Annotated in this window: 13 protein-coding genes; 8 read left to right on the top strand and 5 right to left on the bottom strand. The window is 72.9% G+C overall.

Going from position 1 to position 14,492, the window contains the following annotated elements:
• Positions 1-51: 51 nt before the first annotated feature.
• Entirely contained in the window at positions 52-1,053 is a 1,002-nt protein-coding gene (locus AB0I79_RS26695) for an LLM class F420-dependent oxidoreductase (protein WP_357877764.1), read from the top strand.
• Here the strand turns inward: AB0I79_RS26695 and AB0I79_RS26700 are convergent.
• A complete protein-coding gene (locus tag AB0I79_RS26700) occupies positions 1,050-2,990 on the bottom strand; it encodes an FtsX-like permease family protein (protein WP_357877767.1) in 1,941 nt (646 codons plus the stop codon). The genes AB0I79_RS26695 and AB0I79_RS26700 overlap by 4 nt on opposite strands.
• Positions 2,987-3,670 (bottom strand): ABC transporter ATP-binding protein, encoded by a 684-nt coding sequence (locus tag AB0I79_RS26705; protein WP_357877770.1) that lies wholly within the window; start codon positions 3,668-3,670, stop codon positions 2,987-2,989. The genes AB0I79_RS26700 and AB0I79_RS26705 overlap by 4 nt, the downstream gene beginning before the upstream one ends.
• A 92-nt stretch (positions 3,671-3,762) precedes the next feature.
• Between AB0I79_RS26705 and AB0I79_RS26710 the strand changes: the two genes are divergently transcribed.
• Together AB0I79_RS26710 and AB0I79_RS26715 are read left to right on the top strand one after the other, a co-directional pair.
• Positions 3,763-4,410: a response regulator transcription factor gene (locus AB0I79_RS26710; protein WP_357877773.1), complete on the top strand. Its 648-nt coding sequence runs from the start codon at positions 3,763-3,765 to the stop codon at positions 4,408-4,410.
• A gap of 46 nt (positions 4,411-4,456) precedes the next feature.
• Complete coding sequence (locus AB0I79_RS26715; protein ID WP_357877776.1) at positions 4,457-5,182, top strand: DUF4328 domain-containing protein; 726 nt, start codon at positions 4,457-4,459, stop codon at positions 5,180-5,182.
• On the opposite strand, the gene dnaE is transcribed toward AB0I79_RS26715, so the two are convergent.
• From dnaE to AB0I79_RS26730, 3 genes are read right to left on the bottom strand one after another with little or no spacing between them, the layout of a single operon-like run.
• A complete protein-coding gene (gene dnaE, locus AB0I79_RS26720; protein ID WP_357877779.1) occupies positions 5,179-8,835 on the bottom strand; it encodes a DNA polymerase III subunit alpha in 3,657 nt (1,218 codons plus the stop codon). The genes AB0I79_RS26715 and dnaE overlap by 4 nt on opposite strands.
• Positions 8,835-9,101 carry a DUF6504 family protein gene (locus AB0I79_RS26725; protein WP_253759025.1) on the bottom strand — a complete coding sequence of 89 codons (267 nt, stop codon included), beginning with the start codon at positions 9,099-9,101 and terminating at the stop codon, positions 8,835-8,837. Before AB0I79_RS26725 ends, dnaE begins: the two co-directional genes overlap by 1 nt.
• A 57-nt stretch (positions 9,102-9,158) precedes the next feature.
• The gene (locus AB0I79_RS26730) at positions 9,159-9,926 is read right to left on the bottom strand and encodes a GntR family transcriptional regulator (protein ID WP_357877782.1); all 768 of its coding nucleotides are present in this window, start codon (positions 9,924-9,926) and stop codon (positions 9,159-9,161) included.
• Positions 9,927-10,038: 112 nt separating this feature from the next.
• On the opposite strand from AB0I79_RS26730, the gene AB0I79_RS26735 reads away from it, so the two are divergent.
• Genes AB0I79_RS26735 through AB0I79_RS26755 form a run of 5 tightly spaced genes read left to right on the top strand, consistent with a single transcriptional unit; the run spans position 10,039 to position 14,485 of the window.
• Positions 10,039-11,193 (top strand): ABC transporter substrate-binding protein, encoded by a 1,155-nt coding sequence (locus AB0I79_RS26735; protein ID WP_357877785.1) that lies wholly within the window; start codon positions 10,039-10,041, stop codon positions 11,191-11,193.
• Positions 11,190-12,014 carry an ABC transporter permease subunit gene (locus AB0I79_RS26740; protein WP_357877788.1) on the top strand — a complete coding sequence of 275 codons (825 nt, stop codon included), beginning with the start codon at positions 11,190-11,192 and terminating at the stop codon, positions 12,012-12,014. Before AB0I79_RS26735 ends, AB0I79_RS26740 begins: the two co-directional genes overlap by 4 nt.
• Complete coding sequence (locus AB0I79_RS26745; RefSeq protein ID WP_357877791.1) at positions 12,002-12,847, top strand: ABC transporter permease subunit; 846 nt, start codon at positions 12,002-12,004, stop codon at positions 12,845-12,847. The genes AB0I79_RS26740 and AB0I79_RS26745 overlap by 13 nt, the downstream gene beginning before the upstream one ends.
• Positions 12,844-13,917 carry an ABC transporter ATP-binding protein gene (locus AB0I79_RS26750; RefSeq protein ID WP_357877794.1) on the top strand — a complete coding sequence of 358 codons (1,074 nt, stop codon included), beginning with the start codon at positions 12,844-12,846 and terminating at the stop codon, positions 13,915-13,917. The genes AB0I79_RS26745 and AB0I79_RS26750 overlap by 4 nt, the downstream gene beginning before the upstream one ends.
• Positions 13,907-14,485 (top strand): HAD family phosphatase, encoded by a 579-nt coding sequence (locus AB0I79_RS26755; protein ID WP_357877797.1) that lies wholly within the window; start codon positions 13,907-13,909, stop codon positions 14,483-14,485. Before AB0I79_RS26750 ends, AB0I79_RS26755 begins: the two co-directional genes overlap by 11 nt.
• Positions 14,486-14,492: the final 7 nt, after the last annotated feature.

Genomic DNA, 14,492 nt, shown 5'->3' on the forward strand with positions numbered 1-14,492 from the left:
GACACTTGGGACATCCCCACCCGTAATAGAACTTAATTCCGGAGGTGTCCCATGAAGCTCGGTCTGAACCTCGGCTACTGGCAGCGCAACGCCGACGACGCAACCGAATCGGTCCTGGCGGCCGAGCGGCTCGGCTACGACTCGGTGTGGACGGCCGAGGCGTACGGCAGCGACGTCTTCACGCCGCTCGCCTGGTACGGCGCGCGTACGTCCCGCATCAAGCTGGGCACCTCGATCGCCCAGATCTCGGCCAGGCCCCCGGTCACCACCGCGATGACCGCCATGACCCTCGACCACCTCACCGGCGGCCGGTTGCTGCTGGGCGTGGGAGCCTCGGGGCCGCAGGTGGTGGAGGGCTGGTACGGCCAGCCGTTCGCCAGGCCGCTGGCCAGGACCCGCGAGTACGTCGAGATCATGCGCAAGGTGTGGCGCCGCGAGGAGCCGGTGACCAGCGACGGCGAGCACTACCCGCTGCCGCTGCCCGGCGGGCTGGGCAAACCGCTCAGGTCCATCACCCATCCGCTCCGCTCCGACATCCCCCTCTATCTCGGGGCGGAAGGGCCGAAGAACGTGGCGCTGGCCGCCGAGGTGGCGCAGGGGTGGCTGCCGCTGTTCGCGTTCCCCGAGAAGATCGAGGAGATGTACGGCGAGGCGCTGTCGGGCGCCGAGCCGGGCTTCGACGTGGCGGCCATGGTGATGGTGCTGATCTCCGACGACCTGCGGGCCGCCCTCGACGTGGTCAAGACGATGCTGACGCTCTACATCGGCGGCATGGGCGCCAGGCAGCGCAACTTCCACGCCGACATCATCGGCCGGATGGGCTACGCCGAGGCGGCCGAGCACATCCAGGCGCTGTACCTGGCGGGGCGCAAGGACGAGGCGTTCCGGGCCATCCCGGACGAGCTGGCCGACGGCATCTCGCTCATCGGCCCGCCCGGCCGGATCAAGGAGCGGCTGGAGCTGTGGCATCGCAGCCCTGTCACGAGCCTGCTCGTCATGGGGGTGCGGGACGAACCGTCGCTGAAGCTCGTCCGCGACCTCGTCCTGGGCTAGTCGGGCCGGGGCGCCGGATCCGAGGTGACGGAGCGGAGCAGCGGGCGGCTCAGCGCGCCCGCCGCGATCACCCCGGCGAAGCCCGCCACGACGCAGCCGGCCAGCGTGAGAGTGCCGGCCACGTTCATGCCACCGATCATGAACGGCACCGCGCAGAACGCCCCGACCAGGATCGCCCCGCCGCCCATGACCGTCAGCGGGACGAGCGTCTCGGCGCGGCGGGCCCGGTCGAGCACCTCCAGCGGCGTGCCCGCCAGGCGCAGCAGCCCGTACGTCTGCCGCCGGTCCAGGATCGACGACGTGGCCGTGATCCCCGAGCTGGCGATAGCCACCAGGAACGACACCGACAGCACCACGATCGTGCCCACCCGGACGTCGGCCAGGAGCTGGATGCCGAACCGCTGGTCGTCGCGCTCCGTGGTGGGCGTGCGGCCGGGCACCAGGCCGGCCATCGCGGTGCGGGCGCGGTCGAGGGTGGCGGTGTCGGCGGTGCTGCCCAGGGCCGCGACGACGACGTCCTTGACGGGCTTCACGTCGGCCCGCACGCCGGACGCGCGCAACCGCTCGCGGGCCTGCTCGGCCACCTCCGCCGCCTGCCCGGCGGGCGCGGTGACGCGCAGCTGCGGCGGGCCGGCCGCGTCGCCGTCGAACGCCGACGGGCTGAGCAGGCCGAGGAAGCCCGCCACGAAGCCGGTCAGCGCCACGCCGCTCACCGTACGCCAGGCCGAGCGCGGGTCGTCCACCAGCCGGCGGCCGGCGAGCAGCCGGGCGGGACCCCGCGCGCTCGCCGCCGTGATCCGGCCGATCATGCCGACCACCCACGGCCCCGCCAGGTTGATGCACAGGAACGCCAGCGCGAGCGCCACCGCGATGATCGTGACGCTGGTGCCCCTGGTCAGCATCGGGAACACGGCCAGCACCGCCAGCAGGGCGAGCACCCGTACGAAGCGCATGGCGGGCGGCGTCTCCCGCTTGGCCACGCCGAGCGGGCTCACCACGACCCGCCGCAGGCCGGCCACCGCGGACAGCCCCACCAGCAGCGGCACCGCGACCAGCACCCCGGCCAGGACGAGCGGCCCGGGGAACAGGTCGGCGGCGAACCACGGCCCGCCCTGCATCTCGATCCCGGCCAGCAGCGGCACGGCCAGCGCGAAGGCGACGGCCCCCGCGAGCGCGCCGGCCAGCGCGACGATCACCGCCTCCGCCACGGTCATCCCGACGACCTGCCCGGGCGTGGCCCCGACCAGGCGCAGCGCGGCCAGCCGCTGGTCACGCCTGGCCACCGTGAGCCGGGCCGCCGCGCCCCCGAACACCAGCAGCGGCACCACCATGAGCACGCTGGCGACGAGCGAGAGCACCCGGTACGCCTCCGCGTCCTCGCTCGGCTGCCCCGCCAGGCTCGCGACCTTCACGGGCGGCTTGGCGACGACCCAGTCGTCGGTGCGGGCCGCGGTCATCGCGGGGCTGTCCGACGCGTGGCCGACGACCGCGACCAGCTCGTCCGGATGGACCAGCCCCTCGTCGCCGAGCACCCCCTCCGGGCCCGGGTAACGGTCGCCCAGCTCGCCGGCGGGCAGCTCCCTGGCCAGCTCGGCCAGCGCCGGCGACAGCCACACCTCGCCGGGCGCGGGGAAGCGGGGCAGGCCCGGCGGCGGCGCGGGCGACCTGCCCGGGAGCGCGGCCAGGTCGATGACGGTGATGGCCTGGTCGCGGACGAAGTCGAAGCGGGACGCCTCCACGGCCACCGCGCCGGAGGCGGCCGGAACCGGGTTGCGCCAGGCGCCGCGCTCGGCCCTGGCCTGGAAGGCGGAGTTCGCCGCCACGGCGAACAGCAGCAGCGCCGTGGCCACCGCGACGGCGCCCAGCGTGAGCCAGGTGCCGAGCAGCCCCCTGCGGCCGCCGCCCTTGAGCAGCCGCCAGGTCAGGTCGAGGTTCACGCCATCGCCCCGCTCGTGCGCGCCAGCAGCCGGCCGTCGCGGACCTCGACCGTGCGGTCGCACCAGGCGGCCACGTTCGGGTCGTGGGTGACGACGATCAGGCTGGCGTCGTTGTGCTTGGTGGCCTCCACCAGCAGCCGCATCGTGTCCTGCCCCGTCTGCTGGTCGAGCGCCCCCGTGGGCTCGTCGGCGAAGACCACGGCCGGCCTGGTGACCAGCGCCCTGGCGATGGCCACCCGCTGCGCCTGGCCGCCGGACAGCTCCCCCGGCCGCCTGGACTCCATGGAGTGCAGGCCGAGCGGGGCGAACCACTCGCGGGCCTGCCGTACGGCCTGGGTCCTCGGCACGCCGCCCAGCATGAGCGGGAGGGCCACGTTCTCCTCGGCGGGCAGCTCGGGCAGGAGCTGGCCGAACTGGAAGACGAAGCCGAAGCGGGTGCGGCGCAGCGCGCTGCGCTTGCGCTCGCCCAGCGAGTCGATGCGCTGGCCGAGCAGGTGCACCTCGCCCCCGTCCGGCTTCATGATGCCGGCCAGGCAGTGCAGCAGCGTCGACTTGCCGGAACCGCTCGGCCCCATGATCGCCACGGCTTCGCCCGCCCGTACCGCGATGTCCACGCCGCCCAGGGCGACCGTCTGCCCGAACCGCTTGGCCAGGGCATGTCCAACAAGCACGTCGTTCATGCCGTCCAGGCTCCCGCCGGAGGGGGTGCCGGGGGATCGGCCGTGCGTCCATATCCGCCTCGGCCGAACGGCTGATCCCTAGAGTTGGGGCCGTGACTATTCGGGTTCTCATCGCAGACGACCAGCAACTGGTGCGCACCGGCTTCCAGATGATTCTGGATGCCCAACCGGACATGGAGGTCGTGGCCGCGGTCTCGGACGGGGCCGAGGCCGTCTCTGAGGCCAGGCGGCTGCGGCCGGACGTGTGCCTGCTCGACATCAGGATGCCCAAGCTCGACGGGCTGGAGGTGACCCGCGTGCTGGCGGGCCCCGGCGTGGAGAACCCGATGCGGGTCGTCATCGTCACCACCTTCGACCTGGACGAGTACGTGTACGGAGCCCTGCGCTCCGGCGCCACCGGCTTCCTGCTCAAGGACAGCGGGCCCACGCTGCTGATCGAGGCGGTCAGGGCCGCGGCGGCGGGCGACGCGCTGGTGTCGCCGTCGATCACCGTGCGGCTGCTGCAGCACCTGGCCCAGCCCCGCCGCGCCGCGCTGCCGGTGAACGACCCGCTGACGGACCGCGAGCTGGACGTCGTACGGCTGGTGGCCAGGGGGCGGACGAACCAGGAGGTGGCCGGAGAGCTGTTCGTGTCACTGTCCACCGTGAAGACGCACCTGGGCAGCATCCAGGCCAAGCTCGGTGTCCGCAATCGGGTTGAAATCGCAGCTTGGGCGTGGGAATCCGGCGTGGTGAGCTGATTAACAGCGGGGCTGCCGGGATACAAGTGAATCAGAACCTCAGCGCATGGCCCGGGGGGAGATCAACGTGCGCTACACCCAGGCATCGCCCGCCAGAGCCGCCTCTGCCGTTTACGTGACGCTCACCGCCCAGATCCTCTCCCTCGGCGCTCTCGTGAGCTTCGAGCTGTCGCGCGGGCGCCGGCTCGCCGCCGAGCTGGCCGCCTTCGGCGGACGTCCGCAGGGCGCCGACGCCGAGGCCGTGGTCGGGGCGGTGACGATGTTCGCGGTGCTGATGATGCTGGTGGCCGGCACCACGATCGCCGCCGCTGCCGCCTACGTGACCTGGCTCGTACGCGCCAGGCAGGCCAACGACCGCTCGGCCGCGACCGGCCCCGTCGCGGCGGCCTGGCTGCTTCCCGGCGTCAACCTGATCGCGCCGGCGGTGCTGGTCGACGAGATCTGGCGCGGCACCCGCCCGCCGGCCGGGCGCCGCGGGCGGTGGCTGGCGCTGCTGGCGGGGTGGTGGGCGGCCTGGCTGGCCGCGCTCGCCCTGGTGACGATCCGGCTCCCGCTCGGCGCCTCCGCGGGCGACCTGACGGGGGTGGGGGTGCCGGAGCTGGCCTGCGCCTCGGTGGCCGCCCTGCTGTGCGCCTGCACCGTGCGGGAGCTGACCCGGCTGCAGCGGGCGGCCCGCTCGGCCCGTCCCGTCGAGGCCGGCACCGTACGGACCTTCTCGCCGCAGGCACCGCAGCCCGCCCCGGGGTCCACGGCGATGGGACGTACGAGCTAGGCCGCCGTGGGCCCGGAGCTGCCCGGGCTGGCGTGCCAGAGCTGCCTGGGCGGGTTGGCGGTGATGGCCGGGCCGAGGTCGGAGTAGGGCGAGAGGCGGAAGCCGTTGGCGTACTCGATCTTGCGTCCGCCGACCCCCGCCAGCTCCTCCGGCGCCCGCTCGACGACGGCGCGCACCGCCTCGATGCCCCGCGAGCGCCACAGCGCGTCGAGGTCGGCGAGGTTCCAGCAGTCGACCGCCCGCAGCGACACCGCCCGCGTCCCCGTGCGCCGGACCACCCCCCTGGCCAGCATGAGCCACGAGCCGAACACGATCGACGCGCACCGCCCCTGCACCGACTCGAAGAACGTCAGGTCGACCGGCCCCGTCGAGTCGTCGAGCGTGGTGAAGATGACGCGCTGGCCCGAGCGCACGGCCGGCGTCTGGGTGGCCACCTTGACCCCGGCGACCAGGATCTCCGCCCCGTTGCGCTGGGCGAGCAGGTCTCTGGAACGCACCACCCCCAGCGCGTCGAGCAGCTCGTCCTGGAAGCTGATGACGTGCCGGCTGACGTCGATGCCGAGGATCTCCAGCTCGGCCTCGACCATCTCCGTCTCCGTCATCTCGGGCAGCTCCCCCGGCGACAGCCTCTCGCCGAACCCGAGCGGAAGCTGTGCCGCCGGGGGAGCCGCGTTCCTGGAGAGATCCATGTGGGAGTTGTAGCGCCTGGACTTGCGCGGGCCCGCCTGCACGCCGATCGCCGAGGCCCGGTCGAGCGCGCCGACCTGGGCGATCAGGTCGCGCCTGGTGAGCTCGCCGGGACGCCAGCGCTGGTGCCCGCCCGGGTGCAGGTCGTGCAGCGCGTCGAGGCCGCCGACCTGGACGATCCGCTCGATCGTGGGCCGCGAGGGCCTGGCGCGGTCCCAGAAGTCGGCCAGCGACGTGTACGGCTGCCCCGCCACCATCCGCTCGACCTCGGCCTCGCTCACGCCCTTGATCGCCGAGAACGGCACCCGCAGCGCGTACCCCCTGCCGATGTCGCCGATCTTGAAGTCTCTGACCCGCCGCCGCGCGTCGTCCGGGGAGCCCAGCTCGGCGGGCCGCACGCGGACCTGGACGCGCGGCCCGAGCCGCTCCACCTGCCAGTCCTTGCCCGACTTGTTGATGTCCAGCGGCAGGATCTTCACCCCGCACTGCCTGGCCTCGTCGATGATGACCCTCGGCGGGTACATGCCGGGCTCGTGCGTGAGCACCCCGGCGAAGAACGCCGCCGCGTGGTGCCGCTTGAGCCAGGCCGACTGGTACGTGGGCAGCGCGAACGCCGCCGCGTGCGCCTTGCAGAACCCGAACGAGCCGAACGCGTCCAGCACCTGCCAGGCCCGCTCCACGGCCGCGTCGTCGAACCCGTTGGCCTTGGACAGGGGGACGAACGCCCTGCGTACCCTGGCCCGCCCCTCGGGTGTGTCGAGCGTGCGCCGCAGCTTCTCGGCGTACGACAGGTCGCGCCCGGTCATCACCGAGATGATCTTCAGTACCTGCTCGTGGAAGACGACGACGCCGTGCGTCTCGCTCAGCGCCTCCCGCAGCCGCTCGTGCGGATAGTACGGCTGCCGCCACCCGTGCCTGGCCTCCAGGTAGGGGGTGACCATGTCGGAGTTGACCGGCCCCGGCCGGAACAGCGAGATGTCCACGATCAGGTCGTGCATCCTGCGCGGCTCCAGCTTGGCCACCAGCTCGCGCTGCCCCGGCGACTCGATCTGGAAGCAGCCGAGGGTGCGGGAGGCGCAGATCATGTCGTAGGTGTCCTGGTCGTCGTGCGGCACGTACTGCTTGGCGGGGTCGTCGCCGCTCTGGGTGTCGAGCTCGACCGCGACGTCGTCCACGCGCTTGATCTCGCTCAGCGCGTACGCCAGCGCGGACTGCATCCGCACGCCCAGCACGTCGAGCTTGAGCAGCCCCGCCTCCTCCACGTCGTCCTTGTCGAACTGCGACATCGGGAACTCCAGCAGGCTGCGCTCCACCGGCGTGCGGTCGCGCAGCCCGGCGTTGCCGATCAGCACGCCGCACGGGTGCAGCGCGATGTGCCTGGGCAGGCCGTCGAGCTTCTCCGCCAGCCGGAACACCCGGTCGAGCCCGGCCTCGCCGAGCCTGCTCTCGCGCAGCTCGGGCAGGTCCTCCAGGGACGCGGTGATCTGCCTGGCCCTGATGTGCGGGAACGCCTTGGCGATGGCGTCGATCTCGTGCGGCGGCAGGCCCATCGCCCCGGCGACGTCGCGGATGGCGCTGCGGGCCCGGTAGGTCTCCATCATGGACACGCAGGCCACGCGGGACTCGCCGTAGCGGTCGAAGATGGCCTGGTAGCAGTCGAGGCGGCGGGCCGACTCGACGTCCACGTCGATGTCGGGCAGCCCGATGCGGCCCTCCGACAGGAAGCGCTCCATGAGCAGGCCGTGGTCGAGCGGGTTCACCTCGCCGATGCCGATGAGGTAGTTGACCAGGCTGCCGGCGCCGGAGCCGCGGATGGCGCAGCGGATGCCCATGCCGCGGATCATGTCCGTGATGCCGGCCACGGCGATGAAGTACCCGGACAGGCGCTTGCGCTCGATGATGGCCATCTCGTCGCCGAGCCGGTCCCTGGCGTCGGCGGAGCGGTCGAGGCCGCGCCGGAACAGGCCGTCCTCGACCCGGTGGCGCAGCAGCGGCACGGGGTCGCGGCCGATCTCCGGCAGGTGCAGGCCGGGCGGGTCGTTGCGGAGCGCGAGCAGGTCGAGCGGCTCCATCGCGCACGCCTCGGCCAGCCGCCTGGTGGTGAACAGCAGCCTGGCCACCCGCTCCTGGTCCGCGCCGCACACCTTGGCCGCCACCTGCCACATCTCCTTGGTGCTCTTGAGGTAGGCGTGGGAGGTGGTGCGCTCCAGGTGGCGCGGGTGCAGCGGGACGAGCTGGCGGGCCGCGTCGAGCACGTCGCCGACCTGATGGTCGGCGGGGTCGAGGTAGCGTACGGCGTTGGTCAGGATCGCCGGCACCCCCGCCGACTCGGCCAGGCCGAGCATGCGCACGGCCGTGGTCGCGTCGCGGAAGCCGTACTGGTCGACCAGCTCGATCACCACGCCGGGCACCGCCGCCCGCCACATGCCGAGCAGCGCCCTGGCGTGCTCGTCGCGCCGCTCGGCCACCGCGCGGCCCACGTCGGACCTGGGGCCGAGCAGCACCACGAGCCCGTCCTCCGAGCCGAACCCGTGATCGCCGCCGGGCCCACCCGCCCACTCGCCGACCAGCTCGCGGGTCACCTTGGGCGCGCCGCGCTCCCCCGTGTGGTGGGCGGCCGTGACCAGGCGGCACAGGCGCGACCAGCCCTTGCCGCGGGCCAGCACGGTGACGCGGTCCTCGGCGTCCGGGCCGGTGCGCGGGCGCGGCGCGCGGGCCCCCGGCACCGGGGTGAAGGCCGGGGCGGGGGCGTCGAGCGCCAGGTTCACGCCGAGCACCGGCGCGATGCCGGCCTCGGCGCACGCCTGGGCGTGCTTGATCGCGCCGTAGAGGCCGTCGCGGTCGGTCAGCGCGAGGATGTCCATCCCGTGCTCCACCGCCCGGTTCACCAGCGCTCGCGGGAACGCGGTGCCGTAGCGCATGGAGTAGGCGGAGCACACGTCGAGGTGCGGGAACGGGGGCGCCATCAGTCCCACGCCCTCAGCAGCAGCCAGCCGTTGCCGGCGGTGTCGTAACGCAGCTCGTAGGAGCCCACCTCGCGGCCCGGGCTGGCCTCCACCCGCCAGAACTGGCGCTCGCCGGGGTCGCCCTCGCCGGTCTTCCACCACTCGCGCGCGACCACCCACTGGTCGAGGACGCGGCGGACGAGGTAAAGCCGGTCGCGCCAGACGAACTGGGTCGGCTCCCCGTCTCGGGTCCACACCTCTATCGGATCGCCATAGAGTCTGCTCAAGACGCTTCTCCCCGCGGCTCTGGTCCGTATGCTGAGCCACCCGGGGGAAGGCGGGCGCTATGACTCGAACATATGTTCTCCGGCGCCGAAACGCAAGTCGCCCGCCTGCCGTACGAGCGGGTTGGCGCCGATCGAGTTGCGGATGCTGAAGGCCACGCTGCCTGCGCGGTAACGGTCGTCGGACGTCTCCACGGGGCGGCCCTCATGGGTGGTCGTGGTCCTGCGCTGGCGCAGCAGCGGGCTGCCCCGGCGCACCCCCAGCAGGCGGGCGTCCTGGGCCCCCGCGGGCACCGCGTCGATGAGGTGCTCGCCGTAGGCGAACACCAGGCCGATGGACTCGTACAGCGCCTCGGTGACCGACTCGCAGTCGGCGGGCAGCTTCTCGACGGCGCCGGCCACCCACTCGGCGTACACCGTCCGTTCCAGCAGCACGGGCTCGCCCTCCAGCGTGCGCACGCGCAGCACCTCCAGCACCTGCGCCGAGCCCAGCCTGGCGGGCTCGGGGCCGCGGGCGGCCCGCCGGCGCTGGGCGATCACCTGGCCGCCGTAGCGGCAGCCGTTCGCGCGCGCCCACTGCGCGAAGCTGTGCAGCTCGGCGAAGCTCTGGCTGCGCGTCCTGCCGAGCACGATCCGCCTGGCGCCCTGCCGGGAGCCGACCAGCCCCTCGGCGGCCAGCACGGCGATCGCCTGGCGTACGGTGCCGCGGGCCGCGCCGTGCCGCTCGGCCAGCTCGGCCTCGCTGGGGAGCTGGGAACCGACCGGATGCGCGCCGGACAGGATCTCGTCCCGCAACTCATCGGCTATCCGTTCATAGCGCGCAACCATCCCCGATCCTTCCCATTCACTGAAGAGCAACATTGATGCGACTTACTTGGGCTCGCTTGTTTGTACAAGTTCTCCTACGTTCTTGACATACCCCCTGGAAAGTGGAGGCGTCGTGTTCACACCTCGCGCCCGAGCGGCCGGCATTGTCGCAGCCCTTACCGTAGTCACCGCGGCGTGCGGCGCCGCCCCGAGCACCCAGCAGACCACCCAGGCCTCGCCAGGCGGGGTGAACGCCGCCACCGCCACCTCCGCCGCGGACTTCGGCGGCTTCGACAAGCTGGTCGAGGCGGCCAAGAAGGAGGGCGCCCTGCACGTCATCGCCCTGCCGCCCGACTGGGCCAACTACGGCGAGATCATCGAGAAGTTCCAGGCCAAGTACGGCATCAAGATCGAGAGCGAGACCCCCGACGCGGCCAGCGCCGACGAGATCAACGCCGTCAAGACGCGCAAGGGCCAGGACCGCGCGCCCGACGTGCTCGACCTCGGCCAGTCGTTCGCGATCAGCGGGGCCGAGGAGGGCCTGTTCGCGCCGTACAAGGTGCAGACGTTCGACCAGATCCCCGAGGGCCAGAAGGAGCCGACGGGGCTCTGGGTCAACGACTACGGCGGCTACGTGTCCATCGGCTGCGACGCCAAGAAGATCAAGACCTGCCCGACGAGCTTCGCCGACCTGCTCAAGCCCGAGTACAAGGGGCAGGTCGCGATGAACGGCAACCCCACCGAGTCCGGCTCGGCCTTCGCCGGCGTGTACGCCGCCGCCATCGCCAACGGCGGCTCCTTCGACGACATCCAGCCCGGCATCGACTTCTTCAAGAAGCTCAAGGAGGCGGGCAACTACAACCCGGTCGAGACCACGCCCGCCACCATCGAGAACGGCGAGACCAAGATCAGCATCGACTGGGACTACAACAACGCCGCCTACGCGCCCCAGCTCACCGCCAAGGGCATCGACTGGAAGGTGAACGTGCCCGCCGACGGCAAGTACTTCCAGATGTACGCCCAGGCCATCAACAAGGACGCCCCGCACCCGGCCGCCGCCCGCCTGTGGCAGGAGTACCTCTACAGCGCCGAGGGCCAGAACCTCTACCTCAAGGGCTTCGCCCGCCCCGTCCTGCTGCCCGCGATGACCGCCGACGGCACCGTGGACAAGGCGCTGGCCGCCAACCTGCCCTCGGTGGAGGGCGAGCCCGCGTTCCCGACGACCGAGCAGGTCGACGCGGCCAAGGCCAAGCTGGCCGCCGGCTGGGACACCGCGATCTCGGGATGAGCCGCTCTCGTTCGCGTGGATGGGTGGGGGCGCTGCCGCTGCTGGCGTTCTTCGCGCTCGTGTTCGGCGTCCCCGCCATCGTGCTGGTGGCGGGGGCGTTCACCGCGCGGGGGCGGCCCAGCCTGGCCAACCTGTCGCAGAGTCTGCAGGGCGGCTACCTCACCGCCCTGCTCGGCAGCGTGCGGCTGTCGGCCGTGGTGGCGCTGCTGGGGGCCGTGCTCGGCACGTTCCTCGCCCACGCCGTCGTCACCTCGCGCAGCACGATGCTGCGCGAGGCCGTGCTGACCGCTTCCGGCGTGCTGGCCAACTTCGGCGGGGTGCCGCTGGCGTTCTTCTGGATCGCCACGCTCGGCAACTCCGGCGTGGTCAGCGGCCTGGTCGGGCTGCCCTCCGGCTCCCTCTACACGTTCTGGGGGCTGGTCGTGGTCTACCTGTACTTCTCGATCCCGCTCATGGTGCTGGCCATGGCCCCGGCGCTGGACGGGCTGCGCCCGCAGTGGCGTGAGGCGGCGGCCAGCAGTGGGGCCACCGCCTGGCACTACTGGCGCTTCGTCGCGCTGCCCGTGCTGGCGCCGGCCATGCTGGGCGGCGTGGTACTGCTGTTCGGCGGGGCCTTCTCCGCCTACGCCACCGCGAACGCCATGGTCGGCACCGTCGTCCCGCTCGTCACGCTGAAGATCGCCAGCGCGCTGACCGGCGACGTGCTGGTCGGCTACGAGAACATCGCGCTGGCGCTCAGCCTCGACATGGTCGTGGTGGCCGGGCTGGTCATGGCGATCTACCTGCCGCTGCAGAGGAGGACCTCCCGATGGCTGCACTGACCGGCCTGGAACGGGTCTCGGGGGCCGCGCCGCGTCGGCCCAGGGCGTGGCGCGGGCTGGTCTTCCTGCCGGCCGCCGCCTACTTCCTGGTCCCCCTGGGGACCGCCTTCTGGTACACGATCCACACGCCCACCGCCGGCGTGTCGCTGTCCGCCTACGGGGAGCTGCTGACGGCCGACGGCTTCGTCCGGTCGCTGTCGCTCTCGCTCGGGCTGGCCCTGGCCACGATCGTGGTCGTGCTGCTGCTGGCGCTGCCGGCGATGCTGGCCGTACGGCTCTTCGCGCCCCGGCTGCGGCCCGTCATGGAGGTGCTGTGCACGTTGCCGCTGGTGGTGCCGCCGATCACGTTCGTGGCGGGGATCGGCACGGCGCTGCGCGGCGGGACCGACCTGCTGGCCCCCACCCCGTTCTGGGCCACGCTGATCGCCGTGCAGGACCCGGCGTTCCCCGTGGTGCTGGTGCTGGCGTACGTGGTGCTGGTGCTGCCGTTCGTCTACCGGTCGCTGGACGCGGGGCTGCACACCATGGACGTGCGGACGCTGGTCGAGGCGGCCCGCAACCTCGGCGCGTCGTGGCCGTACGTGCTGGTGCGGGTCATCGTGCCCAACCTGCGCTCGGCCCTGGCCAGCGCGTCGTTCCTGACGCTGGCGCTGGTGCTGGGCGAGTACACCGTCGCCAGCCTGCTCGGCTACGAGCCGTTCGCGGTGTGGATCGTGACGGTGTCGGGCTCCAAGGGACAGCTCTCGGTCGCGGTGTCGATCCTGAGCCTGCTGCTCATCTGGCTGCTGCTGCTCGCGGTGTCCACCATCTTCAGCAAGGAGAAAGGGAAATGACCGCATCGGTGGAGTTCCGCGCGCTGCGGCGGACGTTCGGCAGGACGGTCGCGCTGGACGGCCTGGACCTGGTCGTCGCGCCCGGGGAGTTCGTCGCCCTGCTCGGCCCCTCGGGCTGCGGCAAGACGACGGCGCTGCGCTGCGTGGCCGGGTTCGAGCGGCCGGACTCGGGGGCCGTGCTGGTGGACGGCAAGGACGTGACGGACGTCCCCGCCAACAAGCGGGACGCGGGCATGGTCTTCCAGTCCTACTCCCTGTTCCCCAACCTGAACGCCCGCGACAACGTCGCCTTCGGCCTGCGCGTGCGCAAGGTCCCCGTGGCCATCAGGCGGGCCAGGGCGGACGAGCTCCTCGAACTCGTCGGCCTGCCCGCCCACGCCGGCCGCTACCCGCACCAGCTCTCCGGCGGCCAGCAGCAGCGCGTCGCGCTGGCCCGCGCGCTCGCCCTGGAGCCGCGCGTGCTGCTGCTGGACGAGCCGCTGTCGGCGCTGGACGCCAAGGTGCGGGTCGCGCTGCGCGAGGAGATCCGCCGCCTCCAGCTCGACCTGGGCATCACCACCATCTTCGTCACCCACGACCAGGAGGAGGCCCTGTCGGTCGCGGACCGGGTCGCGGTGCTGCGCGACGGGCGCCTTGAGCAGGTCGGAGCGCCGGCCGAGGTGTACGACCGGCCGGCCACGCCGTTCGTGGCGGAGTTCGTCGGCACCATGAACCACCTGGCCGGGCGGGTCTCCGGCGACCAGGTGACGGTGCTCGGCCAGCTGCTCCCGGTGGACGGCCCCGTTCCCGCGGATCCGTCCGTGGACGTGCTGATCCGTCCGGAAGCCGTGCAGGTCGTCCCGGTCGAGGACGGGCCCGCCGAGGTGCTGGCGGCCTCGTTCCGCGGCGCCTCCGTACGGCTCAGGCTCGCCGTGGAGGGCGGCGAGGTGCTCGCGGACGTGCCCGGCCACGAGGCGGCCAGGCTCGGCCCCGGCGCGCGCGTCACGGTGCGCCTGGTGGAGCGGCCCGTCCTGGTGGCGGCCCGCACCGTCACCGCCCCCGCCCCCGTCGTGGCCGCCGATGCGGTCTGAACCGGCGGCCGTCCTGCTGGACATGGACGGCACCCTGGTGGACACCGAAGGGCTGTGGTGGCAGTCCGTCGCCTCCGTCGCGGGACGCCCGCTCACGGCCGTGGACCTGCCCTTCGTCCACGGCCGCACGATCGAGGACGTGGCCGCCTACCTCGGCTCGCCCGAGCTGACCGGCCCCCTCACCGACGCCTTCGCCGACCGCATCCACCGGGACCTGACGGTCGTGCGGGGAGCGCCCGAGCTCCTGGCCGGCCTGGCCGCCGGCGCCGTCCCCACCGCCCTGGTCAGCGCCTCTCCCCGGAGCATCGTGGAGCTGGTGCTGCCCAGGCTCGGGCACGCGTTCGACCTGGTGATCGCCAACGAGGACACGGAGCGGGGCAAGCCGTGGCCCGACCCGTACCTGGAGGCCGCCCGGCGGCTCGGGGCCGCGCCCTCGCGGTGCGTGGCCATCGAGGACAGCCCGGCGGGGATCGCGGCGGCCCGGGCGGCGGGGTGCCGCGTGCTGGTGGTGTCGCCCGGGAAGGGGCTGCCGTCCGTGCATGCCGTACGCGCCTGGCAGGAGGATTGAAACCGGC

Origin of the sequence: Nonomuraea sp. NPDC050202 (assembly GCF_040656115.1) — a bacterium.
Lineage (GTDB): Bacteria > Actinomycetota > Actinomycetes > Streptosporangiales > Streptosporangiaceae > Nonomuraea.